Source organism: Sulfurimonas sp. HSL3-7 (assembly GCF_039645985.1).
GTDB classification, from domain to species: domain Bacteria; phylum Campylobacterota; class Campylobacteria; order Campylobacterales; family Sulfurimonadaceae; genus Sulfonitrofixus; species Sulfonitrofixus jiaomeiensis.
This window is the reverse complement of record NZ_CP147919.1, coordinates 124844-146368: the sequence shown is the minus strand read 5'-3', so window position 1 is coordinate 146368 and position 21525 is coordinate 124844. Positions and strand designations below refer to the sequence as shown.

The following is a 21525-nucleotide window of genomic DNA, read 5'->3' as shown; positions in this document are numbered from 1 at the left end:
GAAGCAAAGAAGGTATGCCTACCTCTTTTTCTCTTTAAGAAGTTTTTTATACTCTTTTTCAAACTTCTTGCGTCGGGCATAAGAGAGTTTTTCGATAAAAAGTTTACCCTGCAGGTGATCCATTTCATGCTGAACAGCGATGCTCAACAGTTCATCAGCCTCTAGAGAACAGGCATTGCCGTGACGGTCCTGATAGGTGATAGCGATCTTTTCAAACCGTTCGACATCTTCGTAGAATTTCGGCACGCTCAGGCACCCTTCCTGATAGCTCGTCGTACCTTCACTATGCGTAAGCTTCGGGTTGATGATCTCCAGCAGGTTTACCTTGTCCTGCAGACCCTCTTCATCATCATTCGGAAGGTTGATGATAAGCACCTGAATCGGGCGGTCGACCTGAATTGCTGCAAGGCCGATGCCGTTGGTTTTTATCATTGTCTCATACATATCGTCCAGAAAAGTATGAAGCTCTTCATTGAAGTCCGTGACCGGTTCGGAGATGGTCTTTAGACGTTTATCGGGATAGGTTACTATGGGAAGGATCATGTTAAATTCTCAGAAGAAAAGCCTACTCGCTTTTCTCTTTTTTGGTTAGCACTTCGTCGATAAGACCGTACTCCACAGACTCTTGTGCACTCATAAAGTTATCGCGGTCGGTATCGGCTTCGATCGTCTCGATCTTTTGACCTGTGTTTTTTGCCAGGATCGCATTAAGTTCTGCTTTCATACGCAGGATCTCTTGTGCCTGGATAGCAATATCGCTTGCCTGCCCTTGCGCGCCGCCAAGCGGCTGATGGATCATAATTCGTGCATGAGGCAGTGCAAAGCGCTTCCCTTTTTCACCGGCACTGAGCAGAAAAGAACCCATAGAGGCCGCTTGGCCGATACAGATCGTCGCAACATGAGGACGGATATAGTTCATCGTATCGTATATCGCCATTCCCGCCGTCACAACACCGCCCGGAGAGTTGATGTAAAAATAGATATCTTTATCCGGATCTTCTGCTTCGAGGAACAGCATCTGTGCCACGATCGTTGAGGCGACCTGATCGTTCACCTCACCGCTAAGCATAATAATGCGGTCTTTTAAAAGACGGGAGTAGATATCATACGAGCGTTCACCACGACCCGTCTTTTCTACGACGTAAGGAATATAGCTCATTACGCCTCTTCTTTAACCGTATCGTTAAGCAATTTAGAAAGCACTTTGTCCTCTACCATCGCCATCTGGATTGCCGGAAGGTAGCCAGACTCCTGGTACTGCTTATAAACTGCTGCGGGGTCTTGACCCATTTGCATCGCTTCGAAGTAGATCGTCTGCATTACTTCCTGCTCAGCGACTTCAATACCTTCTGCTTTTGCAAGTGCATCGATAATGAATGTTGCTTTTACTGAACGGGAAGCCTCTTCACGGAACTCTTCACGAAGCTCTTGTACTTTTTCTGCACTCTCTTGAAGCTCTTTGATCTCATCTTCGTTCATGGTCTGCGCTTTTTTGTTCAGTGCCATATCCATCTCTTGTTCGACAACAAACTTCGGAAGATCGACATCGATCTTCTCAACGAGTGTTTCAAGCATCTTCGGTTTAAGCTCTTCGTTGTATAGCTTCGTAAGTTCTTCGCTTTCAAGCTGTTGCTGGATCTTCTCTTTAAGCATGTCCATTGTCGCTTCTTCTTCACCAGGAAGCATCTGTTTCGCCAGTTTCGCATCGTGGCGAGGTTTTTTCTTTGTCTGGATCTCGTGCACTGTGACCTTGAACTCAGCTTCTTTGCCGGCAAGCTCTTTACCGCCGTAGTTTTCAGGGAAGGTTACTTTGATCGTCTTCTCTTCGCCTTTTTTCATACCGATCACCTGGTCTTCAAAACCCGGGATAAACTGTTTAGAACCCAGTGTCAGTGAAAAACCTTCTGCTTTGCCGCCTTCGAATGCGACACCGTCAAGAAAACCTTCGAAGTCGATCATCGCTGTATCACCTTCAACCAGTTCGCGATCCTCTTCGACCGTTTCAAATGGTGCCTGCGCAAGTGCAAGTTCGTCGATACGCGCTTTTACTGCTGCCGCCGTGATCTTCGGTTTTTTGAACTCAGGGACAAGTTGCTTGTAGTCACCCAGGTCGATCTCCGGGCGAATAGCAACGGTGACTTCAACGTCGATGTTCGCTTCACCCTTATCGAACTTGCTGATCTGCGGCTCACCGATCAACGCTTCGTTTGCGACACCGATCTCAGTAAGACCTGCGGAAAGAACCTCGCGAAGCGCTTCCGCTTCTGCATCTTGAACAAGACGTTCACCGTACTGTTTTTTCACTGCAGATACAGGTACTTTGCCTTTACGGAAACCTGGAATATTGGCTGTTTTTGCAAGCTGTTTAGCGATTTTGTCTACGTTAGCAGCAACCTCTTCATTTGTAATCTGTGCTTCAATCGTAGCGTTTGCACCGTCAATTTTATTAGCTTTAACGTTCATCTAATCCCTTTGTATTTTGCCATGTGGCTGGATAAAAATTTGGGCAATAATAGCGAAAAAGTGCTAATAGTTCTATTATAGAGCAACTTATCACTGAGAACTGATACATGCTTATATCTCTATGTAACTGATTTGCAAAGGATTTATCTCAGTCAACTCGTGGTATTGTTTTAAAAATTTATTTAGGTATTAATGTGAAAAATAAAGAACAAGAAGCATTTGAGGCCGCCGTAAAGACGATGATGAGAAGCGTGGGTGAAGACCCGGAACGCGAGGGTCTTTTAAAGACGCCCGAACGGGTCTTCAAGGCGTATGAGTTTATCTACGGAGGGTATAAAGAGGATCCGAAAGAGATCCTGCAGTCCGCCACCTTTACCAGTTCCAATGATGAGATGGTACTCATCAAGGATATCGAGCTCTACTCCACCTGTGAGCACCACCTGCTGCCGATCATCGGGCGGGCCCATGTTGCCTACATCCCGGACGGAAAGGTGGTCGGTCTCTCAAAAATACCGCGCGTCGTCAATGTCTTCTCACGCCGTATGCAGATCCAGGAGCAGCTGACCGAGCAGATTGCCGAAGCGATTATGGAGGCGCTTGACCCAAAAGGGGTTGCCGTCGTGATCCAGGCACGTCATATGTGCATGGAGATGCGCGGTGTCGAGAAGATCAACTCCACCACCACTTCCAGTGCCCTGCGCGGTCTCTTCAAAAAAGATGAGAAGACACGGGCCGAGTTTTTCAACCTTATCAATGCGCCGATGGGCAACCGTTACTAATCAGACGGGGGATCCGGCCAAACCGGCTCTTCTGAAGCCCTTTTCCTGTTTATAGAGATACGCTACCATATCAGCAACTATTATGAAATGGAGTCTCTCATGCAAAAAATTGCACTTTCACTGCTTCTGGCAGCCGGACTGGCACAGGCTGACTGTACGTTTTCTCAACCGTCGAACCTTGATGTAAGCTGGACCGCCTATAAAACACCACTTAAAATCGGTGTCGGCGGCCACTTCAACACTCTCGACTTCAAATCAACCTCCGCAAAAGAGGACACTCTTTCCGCACTTTTGACCGGTTCGTCTGTCAATATTGCCGTGGCAAGTGTCGATTCGAAGAACAAAGGGCGTGACGAAAAACTTCTGAACAACTTTTTCAAACAAATGGCCGGCCCCGACATCAAAGCCAAGATCGTAAAACTTGAAGAGAAGAGCGGCATTGTCACTGTCGCGGTCACAATGAACGGTGTTACCCGCGATGTCCCGATGAAATACGGTTTCAGCAACGGAAAACTGCGCGCTGACGGCGTGATCGACCTCATCGATTTTAAAGCAGAAAATGCCCTTAAATCGATCAATACCGCATGTTACGATCTACACCAAGGCAAAACATGGAGCGATGTCAATATCGGTTTTACGATGGATATTAAAGCGAATTGTCCGCAACCTGTCACAGGAGACAACTAGACGCACAACGCCTCTTGCGTTGCTATATTCACGGGTTTTCGCCCCATCTGCGGCTTGCCCGCCGGTATATCTCTAAAAAGACCAAGGCAGCAAGTGCAATACCAAGCAAACTGACCACAACCATCCTACCCTCCGACTCCTGCTAAATATAATCCACATACTATATGATTTTGCTTCTCTCCTCTGTAAATATTGCATCGTGCCTTCATTTTCAACAAATAATATTATTTTTAGTTTTATACCGATATATTATGTGGATGAAAAAATTGCAGTGCGCCACTCTCGAGGGGATCGAAGCCATTCCTGTCTCCGTCGAGTCTACCCTGACCAAAGGGCTTCCCTCATTCACTGTCGTCGGTATGGTCTCAACGGCTATCACGGAAGCAAGGGAACGTGTCAAGTCGGCCCTACTGGCCAACGGATTCGTCTTCCCGCCCAAGCGGATCACGATCAACCTCTCCCCATCTGATCTGAGCAAAAACGGCTCCCATTTCGACCTGAGCATCGCCCTGCTGATCGCGCTTGACAGTATGGAGATCGACCTATCGGAATGGTATGTCTTCGGCGAGCTCGGACTCGACGGCAGCGTCAAGGAGAACGCGCTGCTCTATCCACTTGTTCTCTCGCTGGCCAACAGCGCCAACATGAACAAGGTGCTCGTTCCCAAAGAGAGCCTTACAAAAGTACAAAATATTCCGAACGTCGAGTTTATCGGGGTTGAACATCTTAACGATGCGATCGCATTTTTCAAAGGCGACAGCGAAAACATCGTCCGTCAGGATACGGCGCAGATCGGCTACCCGAACTACCTCGTCAACGGGCAGAACTACTATTTCCGAAAACACTATCCGCTTGATTTTCGCGACATCAAAGGGCAGGAAAACGCGAAACGTGCTGCCCTGATCAGTGCAAGCGGTTTTCACAATCTTCTGCTCGAAGGGAGCCCAGGCTGCGGCAAATCGATGATCGCAAAACGCCTCCGGTATATCCTGCCCCCGGTGACAAGCGACGAACTTCTCGACATCGCCAAACTTGATTCTCTTGAGGGAATAGAACCCCACTTCAGCCCGCTCAGACCCTTCCGCTCACCCCACCACTCTTCGACTCCTGCCTCGGTCTTCGGCGGCGGCAGTCAGAAAGCGCAGATCGGCGAGGTCGGCCTCGCGCATAACGGTCTGCTTTTCTTCGACGAGCTTCCCCACTTTCAGAAGATTGTGCTCGAAGCGCTCCGAGAACCGCTGGAGGACAGAAAGATCCGCATCTCCCGGGTCAATTCAAAGGTCGAGTACCCGACCTCCTTTCTTTTCATCGCCGCGATGAACCCCTGCCCCTGTGGCAACCTCTTGAGCACCACCCAGAACTGCCGCTGCACCGAACGCGAGATCCAGCGCTACAAAAACCGCCTTTCCGACCCCTTTCTAGACAGGATCGACCTCTACGTTCAGATGCAGAACATCAGCCCTGACGATAAAGCGTCTTACACCTCGGAAAAGTTGCATAAACAGGTGCTTTATGCCCATAAACGGCAGGTAGAGAGGGGACAAAGCAGTATGAACGGTCAGCTCAGCGACAGCGAAATAGAGAAGTTCTGTATTATGGATGAGGAGACCAAAGCCATTCTCGATCAGGCCATCACCCGTTTTCAGCTCTCGTTTCGCAGCATCAAGAAGATACAGAAGGTCGCCCGCACCATTGCAGACCTTGACAATGCGGCCGCTATCTCAAAAAATCATCTGCTCGAAGCCCTGAGCTATCGGCGACGTGCTCCATAGACCACAGTGAACTCTGTTTAGAAGAAGTACGCGACCCGTAATGACACGGTATCCACATTGACACCGCTGTTGTTCAGCGGCAGCTCTTTCGCACGCTGATGCACATAGCGCAGTTTAAGCTCGATGTCTTCAAACCTTTTTCCGATACCGGCCATATAGGTCCTGTCAAACTCCATTGCATGATGCTGCAGCACAAATCCGTCCATCATGACGGCAAATACCCGCTTGCCGTAAAATCCTCCGGCATGAAGGAAGTAGCCCTTATAGTCGAGCTTTACTTTGAGACCTCCAGTCAGATAGTTGGGTTCGGCATTGGCGCAGAAAACATCACTGCACTCGTCAACAACAATATCCTTGAGTACCCCGATAACGGCAGTGTCAACGGCGCCGATCTTTTTGTGAAGCTTTATTGCCGCATCAAACTGGTAGGTTTTCATAATATCATAATAGCCGTAGTAGATGTTGCCTTCCAATGCGATATCAGGTGTCAGTTTATGGCCATAGCCGAGATTGAACACCTTGCCCCCGTCTGTCGGAACAAGATTGTCGTTGACCAGGATAAGGCCAAAATTGTATTTGCCGTGATCAAAGAGCTTTTGATCATACCGTGCGATCAGCTTGTCCACATTCAGATTTTTTTTCAGTGGCGGTTTATAGGTTTCTGTCAGTGTCTTTTCATAGGCAAGCTGTAGCGTTTTGTCGTCAAACCCGCTTTTTAAATGCAATGTCCCTCTGCTGCCGTAATCTTTCTGTTTAGAGTCTGTAAAATTCAAATAGTCATATTGAAATCGTACAACATCACCGCTCTCCGATGCCTGTGCGAACGCACAAAAAAAGTACACTACTAGTGCGATCTTTTTCATAATTTTCCTTAGTAATAGTAAATAGTAGAAAGTGGTCAGGAAAAAAGTTTTGGCGGTGCGCGTGCGTTCAACGCTTTGTCAAAACGGGTGTTTTGACAGCTTTCGTCAAAAATAAAAAGCGTATAAAAGGGGGTATAGAGATCTTCTACAATCCTGCTTATGACATCTGCCGAGAGAGTGTGCTCATCAACAACACAGATGGGACACGTATCTGCCTCATGTGATGGCACAAGCTCGTGCAGGGCCGTAGAAAGCATTGCGACGACAAAGAAACATACAAAAAACAGAGATCGGAATTTTTGCCGCATCTTATAGATTATTTCCCCGCTGCATATTACAACTCTCTCTGAAGGACATTAGAACGAAAAATCGGCTTTTTTTAAGATGTGGAACGCTGTTGCCACCTTGTCATCGTCAAGGTGCAATGACGCAACTGCTTTGGGATTAACCAGGTAGTAGCCTAGGACAAGATCGACCTTATCCCCTTTTCGAAGCTGAAAGTCGTAAGTCACGCTTCTTTTTTCATTGGCCTGGATCATCGTATCTTTGATCGTTGTGTCAGCCGCCCACGGCATTGCCGGTTTACCGTTTTTACCGATCACACGGACAAAGGTCTCATCTTTCAACGGTATGGATTTGCCCTCGCGTGTAACGCTCACTTTCAAAAGAGCCAGACGAAGCGGGTGAAGCAGCAGCGCGTGCGAGGTACGGTTGTCGATGTTGACGATGAAGTTGTCGATGTTCCGCAGCATGGAGATGTCTATATATTTTTCCAGCATATCCGAGTGGAAGTGCGCGCCTGCAAAGCCGTGAAAAGCATGCTTCTTCGTATCTTGGAAGGCTGAGACGCTCCCATCGACCTTCGGCATGTGACAACTGACACAATTGGCCCCGTCCATCTCGTTGGCAATGTTGGTCGAACAGACATTCAGCCCCCACTTATTCATTTTATGCGAGTGGCAACCTATGCAGACATTGCCGTTTTTCATATGGTCATTGCCTTCTGTCGCTATGGCGTGGTAGGGTGACGCCACATGTGCCTTAAGCGTACCGAAATACTTTTTTTCCTCTTTCGAGATGATATTGATGTTGGACTTTTTATGCAGCGCTATCGATTCGATACGGTGACAGTAGGCACAGCTGATCCCTTCCTGGTGGGTCACGTTATCAGGATCCGGCATCACTTTCTGCCCTTTGCTGATCATCTTGTCAAGATCGTCTGCAGCCGGTGTATGGCACTTGCCGCAGCCGTACTGTTGCAGCTTCTTGTTTTGAGGGTGTTTCGCCCAGACGGCATTATGGATAACGTCTTTTTGCGGTGTCGAATTGGCATGGACCGAACCGTAGAACTCGTTATAGATCTGTGTATGACACGCTTTACAATCTTCGCTTTTTGCAAAGGTATGGGCACTATTATTGCCGAACAGAACAGTACTCAAAAGTAACAGTAGGTATATCTTTTTCATCAAATGCTCACCTTGATTATAAATTATCTGAAATTATAATAAAAATAAGTTAATCATATTTTGTTGGTTTAACAACATACAGCATAAGCTATAGTCTTCGGATATATACAGTGTATTTGTACAGGTACATAAAGTGCGGATTCGCGGTGAAAAGTAGGCATTTAACTCGTCGTTTACGGAGGCCTCGATGTCGTAGAAAAGAGTAAAGCAGAAGATTCCAGATCGTGTTTAACCAGGGACTGGAGTTGCGGTCTAGCGGCCGGTGCCTTTAATCGCCTCAAGCCACTCTTTCATCTTCTTCTCATAGCCGATCGCCTTGAAATCAACAAACCGAAGCGGTTTAGAGAGGTACTGCTGCTCGACCCAGCCGCCGAAGTCATGCGGGTAGAGGTAGCCGCTGTTCTGCTGCTGTATGTTTTTCGGGATATCAAGCAGTTCACCTGACCGGACGGCCTGCTGGGCTCCGTTTATCGCCATATACGCCGAATTAGACTTCGGCGAGGCGCAGAGGTAGATCACCGCCTGGGCAAGGATGATGCGCGACTCTGGGTAGCCGATCATCTTCACAGAGGTCATCGCCGAGGTGCAGAGGGTCAGTGCCTGCGGGTTGGCATTGCCGACATCTTCGCTGGCCAAAATAACGAGACGCCGGGCAATGAACTCGGGCGGTTCACCCCCTTCGATCAGGCGGGCAAGGTAGTAGATCGCCGCGTCCGGGTCGGAACCGCGGATCGACTTGATCATGGCAGAGGCAAGGTCGTAATGGACACCGGCTTCGGAGCTGCCGCCGCTCTGTGCATTGGGGCGGAGAGAGTGGAGCATCTCAAGGGTGATGTTTGTCTCTAAAACAGAGGCAAACTCCAGCAGTTTCAGCATCCCCCTTGCATCGCCGCCGCAGGAGCGCAGAAGATACTCTCTTGCGTCTTCTTCAATGGCCAGCCCTTCGGATACCAACGCTTTCTCAAGAAGCGTGTTCAGGGCTTCGACGGAGATCGGTTTGAGCTCGAAGAGAAGCGAGCGCGAGCGCATCGCGGCGGTCAGCGAGAAAAAGGGGTTCTCAGTCGAAGCGCCGATGACTAACACGCTGTTATTTTCCATAACCGGCAGTAACACCTCCTGCTGGTTCTTCGCCAGACGGTGCACCTCGTCAATGAAGATCAGCGGTTTTTGAAGAGCGTTGGCATACTGATCAAAGATCTTGCGCAGCTGCTCGATCTTAAGCGAGGTGGCGTTGAACTCGTAAAAAGGGAGGTCCATCACCTTGGCGATCACCCGGGCGATGGTGGTCTTTCCGCTTCCGGGAGGGCCGTAAAAAAAGCTGTGGCCCAGCTTGCCCTCTTCGCAGAGCCTGCGCAAAGGTGCATCTTTTTTGCAGAGTGCGTCCTGACCTAGGACACTGTCAAAATCACTGGGACGTAAAAGATAGGTGAAATCTGCCATCGCGCCTATTTCTTGTATGCTTTACTTTTGGAAGGGGTTCTCTTCTTGGCGGCCGGTTTGATTTTTTCAGCTCGTTCGGTGCTTTTCTCGCCAGCTGCCCTATCTTTAACAGGTGCTTTGTTCTTTTGCTCTTTTGCTGCAGTATCCAGAAATTCGCGCAGGTGGACATATTCGCTGCGCTCCAAATAGCGTGTCTTTCCTGTCGGCAGATTGTTCAGCTCTATCCCGCCGAAACTCAGACGTTTCAAGTCGACCACTTCCGCATCGAAATGGGCAAAAAAACGGCGGACCTCGCGGTTACGCCCCTCGCCGATGGCGATTTTAAGCGTCGAATAGTCTTCCTTGTTTTTAATGATCTGATAGGCGAAGAACGGCGCGAAGTCCATGGCGGAGATATCACTTAGCTCATGGGCTCCGGCAGAGGCGTCCTCCAGGCTCAGTCCTTTTCGCATCGCCTGCTCCATCATCTCGGTCACAGGCCCTTTGATCTTCACCTTATAGACACGTTCAAGACTCGACGTCATCAGGACATTGGCCACACGGGATGCATCCGTTAGCAGAAGCAGCCCCTCTGTCGCGTAATCAAGCCGCCCGACCGGAATGAAGTGTTTGAACTTGTTATCAAGCGTATTATAGATAATACGGCGGCCGCGCGGATCGCTTTTGGTGACAAGTTCGCCTTTGGGCTTGTTGTAGACGATGACCGTGAACTGATCGCTCGGTACGATCTTCTTACCGCTGACGATCACTTTGACATGGCGTTCATCCACCTGTGTCGCAGGGTTGGTCTGCAGTTCGCCGTCGACATAGACATACCCCGATTCTATCACCCTGTCGGCCTCGCGGCGTGAATAGGTGGAGTAGTGGGCAATAAATTTATTCAGTCGCATCATGCGATTCCCTTTTCTACCAGATCATGAAGATGCAGGACACCGAGAATTTTTCTCTCACTGTCAAGCACCACAAGAAGCTGTATTTTATATTTTTCTACCAAGACCAGTGCGTCACTCGCGAGCATCGACGGGTCATCTATTGTTTTCGGGTTCAGCGTCGCGAAACTTGATGCCGGCTGCTCCAAAGAGAAGCGCTCGTCCATCAAGGCCCGGCGGATATCGCCGTCACTGATCAGACCGGCAAACTTTCCGTCGTCATCGACCAGCAGAACCGTTCCCAAACGACCCTCGCTGATCGTTACGATAGCCTCTTTTACAGGCGTCTGCATTCCGATCACCGGCAGGTTCTTTGTCCGCATCAGGTCACTGACCTTGACGAACAACTGGCGCCCGAGAGTTCCGCCGGGATGAAACGAGGCGAAATCCTCTTTTTTGAAATCACGGGCTTTCATCAGGCAGACAGCCAGGGCATCACCCAAAGCAAGCGTCAATGTTGTCGACGAGGTCGGCGCAATGTCGAGAGGACATGCCTCCCGTTTTACATCGATTCTGATCAGCAGATCACTGTAACGCCCCAGCGTCGACTGGTTGTTTTTTGTCATCCCGATCAGGGGGATATCGAAACGTTTGACATGCGGCAGGATCGAGCTTAACTCTGCACTCTCACCGCTGTAGCTGATCGCCAGCACCACATCGTCTTTGCCGATCATTCCGAGATCGCCGTGCATCGCCTCGGTCGGGTGAAGAAAAAAACTCGGTGTACCGGTGGAGGCGAAGGTCGCTGCCATCTTGGCACCGATAAGTCCCGATTTACCGACACCGGTAACGATCAGTTTGCCCTTGCAATGGCGGATCACTTCAACGATCTTTTCCAGATCCTGTGAAATATTCTCTGCAGCATCCAGGAGGGTGTTGGCTTCAATCTGTAAAGTCTCTTTGACGATTGCCGTGTAATCATTTTTCATAAACGGTATTATATCTGATAATTGCTTCTCCGGCTAATAAGCTATAATTACCAAAACAGTAAGAGGATAAGACATGCAAAATCTCTTTGAAGAGGTGCGCTCACTCGATCAGCGCTGCTACAATGAATTTGCTCTGAGTGAAGATATCCTGATGGAGCATGCCGCTGACGGTATGGCCGATTTCATCCATAATCAGTATGAGGAGCATGAGAGCATCTGCATCGTCTGCGGTGCCGGCAATAACGGTGCGGACGGCATTGCCCTGGCCCGGCTTCTGCATCGTGATTTCAACGTTTCGCTGTTTCTGCCGTTTGGCGCAAAAACAGAGATGGCCAAACTACAGCAGAGACGCGCAAAGGCTGTTGGCGTTACCATCGTTTACGCGCTACAGGAGTGCGACATACTCGTCGATGCCCTTTTTGGCAGCGGGTTCAGCCGCAGTTTTGACGAGGAGACCCGAGCACTTTTGGAAGAGATGAACAATCTCAATGCCGAGAAGATCGCCTGCGATATGCCCTCGGGGCTTCACCTTGACGGCACATTGGAAGAAGAGAGTTTTATCGCCGATGTGACACTCACGATGGGGTCGCTTAAGCGCGGAATGTTCAGCGACAGCGCAAAAGAGGTCATCGGCAGTGTCTATGTCATCGATCTCGGTGTCAGCAGAAAGGTCTATGAAAAGCCGTCAAACTGGAAGTTATTGGATCCTGAAGACCTTCGTCTTCCACACCGTTTTAAACGCAACAGCCATAAAGGTACCTATGGCCATTTAAGCGTGATCTGCGGCGAAAAACCGGGGGCATCCATCATGGCCGGCTCTGCAGCGCTCCATTTTGGAGCGGGTCTCGTCACCCTCATCAGCAACACGCAGGAGCAGATCCCTCACGAACTGATGCAGTCCCATCTCTTGCCCTCCTCGACCAGCGCGATCGCTTTGGGCATGGGGCTCGGAACCGAATTTTCAAACGAAGAGCTGCTGACACTGCTGGATAATGATCTGCCGCTTCTTCTCGATGCCGATATCTTCGCGCATCCGCTGTTAACCTCGCTGCTTACACGCAAGGACATCGTCATCACACCGCACCCAAAAGAGTTCACAACGCTCTTAAAAGCATGCGGTCTTGCCGATATTACGGTCCAGGAGCTGCAAAAAAACCGTTTTCACTATGTCGAACTTTTCTGCAGCCGCTATACAGATGTGACACTCCTGCTAAAAGGCGCCAATGTCATTATCGCCCAAGACAAGAGCTACTACATCAATCCGCATGGCACCAATGTATTGGCAAAAGGGGGCAGCGGCGATGTTCTGGCCGGTTTTATCGGTGCCCTGCTGGCACAAGGGCATGCCCCGCTGCAGGCAGCACTTAATGGCTCTTTGGCGCACACTGCTGCCGCAAAAGCCTTTGATAAAAACACATACGCACTCACCCCGCATGATCTGATCGAAGCCGTAACGACGCTATGAAAACAGGTACCAACAGTTCAATGAAGAGAGGTACTTACAGGGCTAAAGCCCCATACATGGGAGCAACTAAATTGGGAATCGTAAAATGCTGAATCGTAAAATCGTCATACTCTTCAGCGGTGAAGGTTCCAACCTTCTCAATATCATCGAAAAACTGCACAATAAAGAGCTTGAGGTGGTCGCCGCTATCACCAACCGTCCCGATGCCGGAGGGATCGCCAAAGCAAGGGCACACCATATACCGGTCGACATTATTGATCACAAAAAGTATGCCGACCGGGAGAGTTTCGACCGTGCCCTCTTAAAACAGGTCCGATCCTACGCACCCGACCTCGTCGTTTTGGCAGGGTTCATGCGTATCCTGACACCCGTTATCACCCAAAATATCAAGGCGATTAATGTCCACCCTTCCCTGCTACCGCTATTCAAAGGGGGCAACGCCATCCGGGAGAGTTTTGAGAGTTCAGAGCCGACGGGCGGCATCAGCATACACTGGGTCAGCAACGAACTCGACGGCGGTGAGATCATTGCCCAGGAAAGCTTTCAAAAAGAAGCTGGAGAGACACTCGAAAGCTTTACGGCAAAGATCCGGGCACTGGAACACAAACTGCTTCCCGAGACAATCGTGCAGATACTTAAAGCGCTTTGAGGCTTCAATAAAGTAAGTCATTTTACAGTCTCACTATGTTATAAACCCAACATTAACTCGGGAGCATCATTGGTATGCGCCTGGCAAACCCTGGAGAAGTTATGGATAATATTTTAAAAATCGGAAAATATGAACTAGGCAGCCGCCTGATTGTAGGCAGCGGGAAATATGCAGATTTTGAGACAACCAAAGCAGCAACGCTGGCCTCGGGTTCGGAGTTGATCACCGTTGCTGTCCGCCGTCTGAACATCACTGATCCGAACAAAGAGAACCTGCGCGATACGTTTGCCGGTACCAATGTAAAGTTTCTGCCGAACTCGGCAGGCTGTGTTACCGCCGAAGAGGCGATCACGACCTTCCGCCTGACACGCGAAGCGACCGGTATCGATCTGATCAAGCTCGAAGTGATCGGCGACACGCAGAAGACACTTTACCCCGATGTTCTGGAGACGATCAAAGCCTGCGAGGTCCTCGCCAAAGAGGGCTTTACTATCATGGCCTACACCTCGGACGACCCGATCATGGCAAAACGCCTTGAAGACGCAGGCGCAGCAGCGATCATGCCGTTGGCAGCACCTATCGGTTCGGGGCTCGGCGTCCAGAACCCCTACAACATCGTCTTTGTGCGTGAAGCGGTCAACCTGCCGGTCATCGTGGATGCCGGTATCGGCTGTGCAAGCGACGCCGTCTACGCGATGGAGCTCGGCGCCGACGGCGTACTTACAAACACTGCTATCGCCCAGGCGCAGAACCCGATGGTAATGGCCGAAGCGATGAAGCATGCGATCGTCGCCGGCCGTATGAGCTACCTTGCCGGACGCATCCCGAAACGTCCTTATGCAACCGCGTCCTCTCCTGTCGACGGAATGATACAGTTTTAATTTTCCACGGAGAGCAAACACTCTCCGAAACCGAGGAATTTGCTTTTCCTTAACAACGCTTCTTCTCCATTTATCCGCCTTAACAGCGTCTCCTCCTTTAAACATCCAAACTGTGTGAATGTTTAAGCTCTTTGCGCATAACAATAGTTTATGATTGAAAAAAAGGAGCTGCATTGCGCATTGTCTCACTCTTACTCATTCTTATGCTTTCCCTTTTAGCGTCACCGCAAACTGCACAGAAGCTTGGCTATCAGACCGACTATCAAAAAGCGGTTGCTATTGCCAAAAAAGAGCAGAAACCGATCATGCTCCTGGTCGTCACCTCCTACTGCCCATGGTGCCGAAAGTTTGAACGCAAAACCCTTGCATCCGAAACAATCGCGACCACTGTTCGCTCAAAATTTGTTCCTGTCATTGTCGACCGCAACAAAGATGCGGAGAATTTCCCGAAAAAATTTCAGACGCCGCGTATTCCTACGGTCTTTTTTGTCGATCCGAACGATGATATGGAGTTCTGGGAGACAATCGGCTATGTCAAAAAGAGCGAGTTTGCCGATGCATTGAAAGAGGCGGAAAGCCTCTATAAAAAGAGAAAAAAGTGATTTTCAGAAGATGACCGCGTCCCAGGACAAGCTGCTGCAAACTTTACTATGTCTCTATCTTGCGGAAGATCCTGCACCTTCTAAAAGGTAAGTATCCCCATCAAATGCAACATGACAGTCACCAGTCCGACAGGAGCAATATAACGCAGGCTGAAGTACCATACTCCAAACAGCTTCCCGAACTGGGGTTTCAGTATCGATTCGACACGTTCTTTCTCCATGATGTGGCCGACAAATATCGCCATAATCAGACCGCCCAGAGGCAGCATAATCGACGCGGTAATAAAGTCGATCCAATCAAAGAAATTGCGCGAACCGAAGGTGAGCATCTGGCCGTATTCGCTGGAATTTGACAACAGCGCGATGATCCCGACAAAGTAGAAAAAAAGTCCCACGGTGACCGCTGCCAAAAAACGCGGCATCTTAAAGCGGTCTATCATATACTGGACCATTGGCTCCACAAGCGAAACAGCCGAAGTAAGTCCCGCGAAGGCGAGCGCGATAAAGAAGATCACGGCAAAAAAGTTGCCCAATATGCCCATCTCATAGAAGACTGCAGGCAACGAGATGAAGACAAGTCCGGGACCGGCAGAAGGCTCGGCACCATACTCAAACAAAAAGGTAAACAGCATCAGCCCCGCCAGGAGCGCAATACCGGTATCAAGAGCAACAACGGCCAGCGCGCTTCTGACCAGACTGCTCTTTTTAGGAAGCGAAGCCGAATAGGTAAGAATCGCCCCCATCCCGAGAGAGAGGGTGAAGAAGGCATGTCCGACAGCCGTCACAAAGGAGTCTGAGGTCAGTTTGTGCCACTCCGGCTGGAACATAAACGCCCACGCCTTGGAAAATCCGTCCAGGTTAAGCGCATAGAGGAACATGCCGCCGACAATAAGAAAGAGCATCGGCATCAGGATCAGGTTAAGCCGTTCGATCCCCCCTTTGATCCCCCGAACCAAAACCGCCGTGACGACTAAAAAGGCGATCGTGTGGTAGACGAGCTGCGTTAGCACCCCCTCTTGCAGCATATGCGTAAATGCAGACTCTGCGGCTGGCACAGAGTCAGGGAGTTTTATAGCCGCCACCGCGATGTAGTGAAATATCCAACCGATCACCACCGAGTAAAAGGTCATGATCAGCAATCCGGCTACACTCATGAAGCCGCCGTATTTCCAGGCACCCTTGTGTCGGGGCGCCAGCTCTTCGAAACTGGTCACGCTGTCACGGCGGCCCAAATAGCCGATCAGCATCTCGGCAAGCATAACCGAAAAACCGATCGCCAATACCGTGATGAGATAGACAAAGACAAAAGCACCCCCGCCATTTTCACCGGTAATATAAGGAAACTTCCAAATATTGCCCAACCCTACAGCACTTCCTGCCGCTGCCAAAATGAAGCCTACCCGGCTAAAACGTGCTATTTTCATTCAAAATTCCTACCTCATTCTTGCAAATCATTATAATCAAATACACTTTAAGCAAATTACTATTGACAAGAAATAAAATTTGTTCTATAATTCCGCCTCACTAATTTGATATGATCATTTTAGATGAACAGGTCGGGGCGTAGCTCAGTATGGTTAGAGTACCTGGTTTGGGACCAGGGGGTCGAAGGTTCGAGTCCTTTCGCCCCGACCACTTTTTATTTCTTATTTTTATTCTCTTTAGTACAGATGGTGAGATTAGCTCAGCTGGTTAGAGCACTGGTTTGTGGTGCCGGGGGTCGCGGGTTCGAATCCCGTATCTCACCCCATTTATAGAAGACAAAAATTTGAAATAATACATTTTTACAGTGTGCGCCCGTGGCTCAACTGGATAGAGTAGCGGTTTTCGGCACCGCCGGTTACAGGTTCGAATCCTGTCGGGCGTACCACATTAATTGTGCGCTCTTAGCTCAGCTGGATAGAGCAACGCCCTTCTAAGGCGTAGGTCAAAGGTTCGAATCCTTTAGGGCGTACCACTTTTTTAAACGTTAAATGAACGAAATCCATTTAACTACGCTAGACGCTGAGTCACTAAAGCTTTTGCAAAAATATTTGCAAAGAATTTATTGCTGAAGTATCAAGCATTTTAATATTGTTAACAAATCACATGCGGACGTGGTGGAATTGGTAGACACGCCAGACTTAGGATCTGGTGCCTTACGGTGTGGAGGTTCAAGTCCTCTCGTCCGCACCATTTATTGTTTATTGTTAACTTTATTTTTTGACTTATTATTGCTAAAAGCACACGCGGACGTGGTGGAATTGGTAGACACGCCAGACTTAGGATCTGGTGCCTTACGGTGTGGAGGTTCAAGTCCTCTCGTCCGCACCATAGCAATAAGTCAATTAGGTATCGCGGAATAGAGCAGTTCGGTAGCTCGTCGGGCTCATAACCCGAAGGTCACAGGTTCAAATCCTGTTTCCGCAACCAAAACAAAACAAATTACTTTCAAATTAACTATTGGGGTATCGCCAAGCGGTAAGGCCTCGGTTTTTGGTACCGATATTCGGGGGTTCGAATCCCTCTACCCCATCCAACTGCACAAAATAACTTCACAAAAAATACTTTTATCTTGCCCAATTATCGACATGGGTCCACTTTAACTGCTTTATATTTTCCATTTTTTGTTTTTCAACAAATATAGTATAAAATCATCTTACCATGTGACCATTAGGTTTCTTTGATCTTTTCCGATGCCGATACTACAAGAAGGAGCGATGTTTGAGACCAGTTGTCTATGCTGTTTTTTTTATGCTCGCTACCGCCTTGCTTTGTGCCTCTGATACCAATCAGAGCGAAACCGCAATAGAGCGCCCCATATCTGATGGCAGCTTTTTTTACTCCGACAACAACAGTTCAGAAGATATCAACGGTACCAGATGGTTCTCTTTACCTGACTTTATAAGCGGCAGAAGCTGGTTGTATTACCATGGATTTCTGAGCGGTATGGATACGGTCTACTTTTATGGCACAGATATCGTTATCGTTTTAGGGTCAGGAATCGATTACTCCATATATCGTCTGTTCAGCTCCGATAAGAATGTTACGACACAGACAGATATAAACCTGACGGCCGGTGATGATGTAAATATGACCGAGCTGATCGAAGCGTTCGAAGACGGCGAAGATAATGACAGTATGGAGCAGTTTATATCATCCCCAGAAGGCCAGGTCCCCTTAGCGAAGCAACGCATTTCACAAAAAAAAGACAAAAGTGAACAGGATTATTTTCTATCACAATGGTTGTATGACAATGTAAACCATGACTATTTAGATAGAAAAAATCCTAGTTTTATACGTCTGCGTGGCGGATATGCCTTTGATTACAGAGGAGAAAACGGCTACATCTACAGTATTACCGCCCGAGTACTGATACCTCGGACGCAAGAGAAACTTGATCTTGTCATCGGTGATGAGACCAAGAACAGTTCGGATCTGTCGCTGGAAGGTACCGAGGCAGAACGTAATACAAGTATCGCATTGGGGGTGAACGATGTTTTTACGATGATCGAGCCGGTTAAGAGCAAGATACTTGTCGGGTTCTCAGGCATAACTAATCCTTACGCAAAAGCTGCCTTTGACTACGAAGCGCTGTTTGGCACTTGGTTGGTTGTGCCGCATCAAGTTTTTAAATATTCTGTTGAAGCCAAGTTTGAGGAGTGGACCAATCTGGACTTCAGGCACAGGTTCTCAGACAAAATAGTGTCCTCTATGCTGTTTCAACGCTCCACAGAGAGCAGAACCGACGGTATGGAGTACTTTATGCAGCCGAGTGTCAATTTTAGAATGGGCTGGTACGGAAATATCACACCCTATCTTGGCATCTACGGGCGCACCAAAAAGCAGCCCGAAGATAAAGACGGTTATCGCCCTAAACGAGGTCTATACCGCTATGCCACCGGCATTAACTGGAGCAGAAAGGGTCCACGGAAATATATTGTATACCGGCTGCAGCCTATTCTGTACTATGACGACAAGTATAAATTCCAACCGAACTACTACGTGAAGGCGCTGCTCGAATTCTATTTTGGCGTGCGGGATTAGGTTTCTCGGCAGCCCGAAAATTTCAGAGAATAAAACAATTTTTGAATTTTAAAAATAAAGGGATAGATGGCTCGGGGGAACACCGAGCCACACTTTGAACTTAAGGAGTGTATAAATGAAAAACTCAACAATCTCAATCATTGAGGTAATAAAATTATAGGCTATTGAGGTTAACCATTTGTAAATATTTTCTATCTTTATGGGTATAATGGCACGATGCGATGGCGAGATATTAAACAGAAAAAAAACATTTCAACTCCTCCCCAAAAACCAAAAGTACAGTATGCAGGGTTTTGGAGCCGGACACTCGCCTTTATAACCGATGTTTTTATGATCGGGATCCCTATCACCATCATCATTATGATCTTTTTTGGTTACGAACAGACACAGACAGCCGGTTTCACTGATGCCGTTATGCAGACGCAAAAAGCACAGGAGCATGCCCCCAACCCTCTCGCTTCTGTTGTCCAACTGCTCCTGTTCATGGCTTCTTTTGTTTTCTTATGGAAACTGGCCGGACAGACCCCCGGCATGAAAATAGCACATATTGAGATAGTGGATGCATCAAGTTTTAAAAGGCCTTCCTATCTGCAACTTGTCACCCGTTTTTTCAGCTATATTTTCTCGATCTTTTTCTTTGGCTACCTCTGGGGACTCTTCCGCAAAGATAAACGAATGCTTCACGATCTTATCAGCCGCACGGCCATTATTTACAAAACAGCCTAGCTTCAATGACTGCACTTATCGCCCTCTTCTACTTCTTCTACTTTGCAATCGTGGCCATCTATGTCATTTTTTTGCCCAAAGTACTTTCCATGGTGGGCTACACCCCTTCTGAGATCGGTATTATCTTTGCCGCAGGTCCCTTGGTGCGTTTTGCCATTCCGTTTCTCTTTCTCAGAGGGGTCAAACTCGACTTAACGACCTTTAACGGCGCGCTTCTGCTGCTACTGATTGCTGGCCTCTCATTTTTTGTCACCCTCGAGAGCTTCTGGCCCCTGCTCTTTAGTAATATTGCCATGGGCATCGGGATGAGTCTTATCCTGCCCTATATTGAAGTGATCGCGCTCTCGCTTATCGGCAAAGAGTCTTACGGAAAGGTCCGTCTCTTCGGCTCCATCGGCTTTATATTGGTGGCCCTTGTTCTCGTAAAATTTCTCGACGTTCCCGCAACCGCACTGCTCTATCTGCTGGCCATGATCGTCTCAACGGTACTTGTCGGCTATCTCATTGCCCATCTTGACAACAAAAAAGAGCTGCAGCCTGAAAGTATTCAAGGCAAGCACCTCAACCTGTTTGCCCACTGGCCGCTCTGGCTCGGGTTGATGCTGATGCAGGTCAGTTTCGGCCCCTTTTACAACTTCTTTACCATCTATGCGACGGAACATGGGGTCTCTCTTGATACGACGATCTACCTCTGGAGCTTTGGCGTCATCGCCGAGATCATCCTCTTCTACTTTCAAGGGCCGCTGCTGCGCCGAAACCTGCTTAAACTCCTCGAGTTCGCATTGCTTATCACTATCATCCGATGGCTGCTGACGGCGTTCTTTCCCGACAACCTCATCCTCCTTTTCTTTGCACAGAGCCTGCATGCCTTCAGTTTTGCCCTCTTTCATACCGCAGCGATCAGCTATCTTTACGAACTCTACAGCGAACGCAAACTTGCCCAGCAGTTCTTTTTCGGGATCAGCTATGGGATGGGAGGCTTTATCGGGGCGGTTACAGCCGGGTATATCTATGAGCTGTGGCCTACGGCACTCTTTCTTTATGCCGCGGCTGTCGCAGCTGCGGCACTCCTATCGATCCGGTTTGGCGCCAAATTTCCAGCCGATTGAGGTGATCTGCTGAAAATCGGTCTTGTTGACACCGATCCCCGGCCGGCTGTCGTGTGCGTGTGTAAGCTCGATTTTTACGAAAAGCTCTCTGTAGACGGAAACACTCAATGAGGCGGCCTGATTGAAGTAGTAGTCGTTCCAGTCGTCCGTCTTGGGCTGATAATATATGCCCAGTGAAAGACGGGCGTCCGTTCCGAACTTCTTGGTATAGGAGAGATAGCTGTTGACCCTTGTGTTACGTTCGACGGGGTCGCTCTGCGTTGTGTAGCTCAGGTGCTCATAATAAGCGCCGAGGCCGATGTAGATGCGTCCGAAAGTGCCGGCTTCGTAAAAGCGCCACCGCAATCCGCCACCGCCAAGAAGTCTGCGCTGAATGCTGCGAAAGTCATCCCCTTCGTTCTGGGCAAAAACCTCCCAGTTCCACTCCGGCCTCCGCAGCGTATGGAGAAAACGGTAGTGGGCATAAGCCTTGTTCTCATTTTTTGTACCGGCAACCTGCCCATAGGCGTAAGAGAGGTCAAGCCAGGTCACATAGCTTCTGTTGTTGTCGTAGCTGACAGACGCGCTTAGGTCGAACTCGTCTTTGTCGGTATTGCCGCGTTGTGTATTGTTCGATGCCGAGAACTGGCCTGCGATGCCCGGACGAAGCCCCACTTCATTCGGTGCGATCTGAACAACACCAAAAAGAGGTATGGTAAGAAAAAGCGTAAGAAAAAGAAAGTGTTTATACATAGATTCT

21 protein-coding genes and 8 tRNA genes are annotated in these 21525 nt (G+C 48.8%); 18 read left to right on the top strand and 11 right to left on the bottom strand.

Features of this window, described 5'->3' with window-relative positions; genetic code table 11:
- Positions 1 to 18 precede the first annotated feature (18 nt).
- From def to tig, 3 genes are read right to left on the bottom strand one after another with little or no spacing between them, the layout of a single operon-like run.
- Positions 19 to 543 carry a peptide deformylase gene (gene def, locus WCY20_RS00710; RefSeq protein ID WP_345976277.1) on the bottom strand — a complete coding sequence of 175 codons (525 nt, stop codon included), beginning with the start codon at positions 541 to 543 and terminating at the stop codon, positions 19 to 21.
- 22 nt (positions 544 to 565) lie between these two features.
- The gene (gene clpP, locus WCY20_RS00705; protein ID WP_345976275.1) at positions 566 to 1159 is read right to left on the bottom strand and encodes an ATP-dependent Clp endopeptidase proteolytic subunit ClpP; all 594 of its coding nucleotides are present in this window, start codon (positions 1157 to 1159) and stop codon (positions 566 to 568) included.
- Positions 1159 to 2463, bottom strand: a complete 1305-nt coding sequence (tig, locus tag WCY20_RS00700; protein ID WP_345976274.1) for a trigger factor — start codon at positions 2461 to 2463, stop codon at positions 1159 to 1161. The genes clpP and tig overlap by 1 nt, the downstream gene beginning before the upstream one ends.
- Positions 2464 to 2657: 194 nt before the next feature.
- Here tig and folE point away from each other — a divergent pair, with 194 nt between their 5' ends.
- From folE to WCY20_RS00685, 3 genes are all read left to right on the top strand, one after another.
- Positions 2658 to 3242, top strand: coding sequence for a GTP cyclohydrolase I FolE (gene folE / locus WCY20_RS00695; protein WP_345976272.1), 585 nt, complete (start codon positions 2658 to 2660; stop codon positions 3240 to 3242).
- Positions 3243 to 3341: 99 nt separating this feature from the next.
- Entirely contained in the window at positions 3342 to 3929 is a 588-nt protein-coding gene (locus tag WCY20_RS00690; RefSeq protein ID WP_345976270.1) for a YceI family protein, read from the top strand.
- Between the two features lie 251 nt (positions 3930 to 4180).
- Positions 4181 to 5701 (top strand): YifB family Mg chelatase-like AAA ATPase, encoded by a 1521-nt coding sequence (locus WCY20_RS00685; protein ID WP_345976268.1) that lies wholly within the window; start codon positions 4181 to 4183, stop codon positions 5699 to 5701.
- A gap of 17 nt (positions 5702 to 5718) precedes the next feature.
- On the opposite strand, the gene WCY20_RS00680 is transcribed toward WCY20_RS00685, so the two are convergent.
- The 6 genes from WCY20_RS00680 to WCY20_RS00655 form a co-directional block, all read right to left on the bottom strand.
- Positions 5719 to 6564, bottom strand: coding sequence for a hypothetical protein (locus WCY20_RS00680; RefSeq protein ID WP_345976266.1), 846 nt, complete (start codon positions 6562 to 6564; stop codon positions 5719 to 5721).
- Between the two features lie 35 nt (positions 6565 to 6599).
- Positions 6600 to 6872, bottom strand: a complete 273-nt coding sequence (locus tag WCY20_RS00675) for a hypothetical protein (RefSeq protein ID WP_345976264.1) — start codon at positions 6870 to 6872, stop codon at positions 6600 to 6602.
- 48 nt (positions 6873 to 6920) lie between these two features.
- The gene (locus WCY20_RS00670) at positions 6921 to 8030 is read right to left on the bottom strand and encodes a multiheme c-type cytochrome (RefSeq protein ID WP_345976263.1); all 1110 of its coding nucleotides are present in this window, start codon (positions 8028 to 8030) and stop codon (positions 6921 to 6923) included.
- A gap of 252 nt (positions 8031 to 8282) precedes the next feature.
- Complete coding sequence (locus tag WCY20_RS00665) at positions 8283 to 9470, bottom strand: replication-associated recombination protein A (RefSeq protein WP_345976261.1); 1188 nt, start codon at positions 9468 to 9470, stop codon at positions 8283 to 8285.
- Between the two features lie 5 nt (positions 9471 to 9475).
- Complete coding sequence (locus WCY20_RS00660; protein WP_345976259.1) at positions 9476 to 10363, bottom strand: pseudouridine synthase; 888 nt, start codon at positions 10361 to 10363, stop codon at positions 9476 to 9478.
- Positions 10360 to 11328 (bottom strand): KpsF/GutQ family sugar-phosphate isomerase, encoded by a 969-nt coding sequence (locus WCY20_RS00655; RefSeq protein WP_345976257.1) that lies wholly within the window; start codon positions 11326 to 11328, stop codon positions 10360 to 10362. The genes WCY20_RS00660 and WCY20_RS00655 overlap by 4 nt, the downstream gene beginning before the upstream one ends.
- A gap of 73 nt (positions 11329 to 11401) precedes the next feature.
- Between WCY20_RS00655 and WCY20_RS00650 the strand changes: the two genes are divergently transcribed.
- From WCY20_RS00650 to WCY20_RS00635, 4 genes are all read left to right on the top strand, one after another.
- Positions 11402 to 12793: an NAD(P)H-hydrate dehydratase gene (locus WCY20_RS00650; protein WP_345976255.1), complete on the top strand. Its 1392-nt coding sequence runs from the start codon at positions 11402 to 11404 to the stop codon at positions 12791 to 12793.
- A gap of 85 nt (positions 12794 to 12878) precedes the next feature.
- Positions 12879 to 13442 (top strand): phosphoribosylglycinamide formyltransferase, encoded by a 564-nt coding sequence (gene purN, locus WCY20_RS00645; protein WP_345976253.1) that lies wholly within the window; start codon positions 12879 to 12881, stop codon positions 13440 to 13442.
- 101 nt (positions 13443 to 13543) lie between these two features.
- Entirely contained in the window at positions 13544 to 14323 is a 780-nt protein-coding gene (locus WCY20_RS00640; RefSeq protein WP_345976251.1) for a thiazole synthase, read from the top strand.
- A gap of 173 nt (positions 14324 to 14496) precedes the next feature.
- A complete protein-coding gene (locus WCY20_RS00635; protein ID WP_345976250.1) occupies positions 14497 to 14925 on the top strand; it encodes a thioredoxin family protein in 429 nt (142 codons plus the stop codon).
- Positions 14926 to 15005: 80 nt separating this feature from the next.
- Here WCY20_RS00635 and WCY20_RS00630 read toward each other — a convergent pair whose 3' ends face one another.
- Positions 15006 to 16349, bottom strand: a complete 1344-nt coding sequence (locus WCY20_RS00630) for a sodium-dependent transporter (protein ID WP_345976248.1) — start codon at positions 16347 to 16349, stop codon at positions 15006 to 15008.
- Between the two features lie 133 nt (positions 16350 to 16482).
- Between WCY20_RS00630 and WCY20_RS00625 the strand changes: the two genes are divergently transcribed.
- The 11 genes from WCY20_RS00625 (at position 16483) to WCY20_RS00575 (ending at position 20786) form a co-directional block, all read left to right on the top strand.
- Positions 16483 to 16560, top strand: a tRNA-Pro gene (locus tag WCY20_RS00625).
- Between the two features lie 38 nt (positions 16561 to 16598).
- Positions 16599 to 16675 (top strand) — tRNA-His (locus tag WCY20_RS00620).
- Positions 16676 to 16718: 43 nt separating this feature from the next.
- Positions 16719 to 16795: transfer RNA gene (locus WCY20_RS00615), tRNA-Arg, on the top strand.
- A 10-nt stretch (positions 16796 to 16805) separates the two neighbouring features.
- Positions 16806 to 16882, top strand: a tRNA-Arg gene (locus WCY20_RS00610).
- Positions 16883 to 17015: 133 nt separating this feature from the next.
- Positions 17016 to 17100: transfer RNA gene (locus tag WCY20_RS00605), tRNA-Leu, on the top strand.
- Positions 17101 to 17153: 53 nt separating this feature from the next.
- Positions 17154 to 17238 (top strand) — tRNA-Leu (locus WCY20_RS00600).
- 22 nt (positions 17239 to 17260) lie between these two features.
- Positions 17261 to 17337: transfer RNA gene (locus WCY20_RS00595), tRNA-Met, on the top strand.
- 31 nt (positions 17338 to 17368) lie between these two features.
- Positions 17369 to 17443: transfer RNA gene (locus tag WCY20_RS00590), tRNA-Gln, on the top strand.
- Positions 17444 to 17628: 185 nt separating this feature from the next.
- Positions 17629 to 18951 (top strand): hypothetical protein, encoded by a 1323-nt coding sequence (locus WCY20_RS00585; protein ID WP_345976246.1) that lies wholly within the window; start codon positions 17629 to 17631, stop codon positions 18949 to 18951.
- Between the two features lie 216 nt (positions 18952 to 19167).
- Positions 19168 to 19677, top strand: a complete 510-nt coding sequence (locus tag WCY20_RS00580; RefSeq protein ID WP_345976244.1) for an RDD family protein — start codon at positions 19168 to 19170, stop codon at positions 19675 to 19677.
- Positions 19678 to 19682: 5 nt separating this feature from the next.
- Positions 19683 to 20786, top strand: a complete 1104-nt coding sequence (locus tag WCY20_RS00575) for an MFS transporter (RefSeq protein ID WP_345976242.1) — start codon at positions 19683 to 19685, stop codon at positions 20784 to 20786.
- Here WCY20_RS00575 and WCY20_RS00570 read toward each other — a convergent pair.
- Positions 20748 to 21518 (bottom strand): DUF481 domain-containing protein, encoded by a 771-nt coding sequence (locus WCY20_RS00570; protein WP_345976240.1) that lies wholly within the window; start codon positions 21516 to 21518, stop codon positions 20748 to 20750. The genes WCY20_RS00575 and WCY20_RS00570 overlap by 39 nt on opposite strands.
- Positions 21519 to 21525 lie beyond the last annotated feature (7 nt).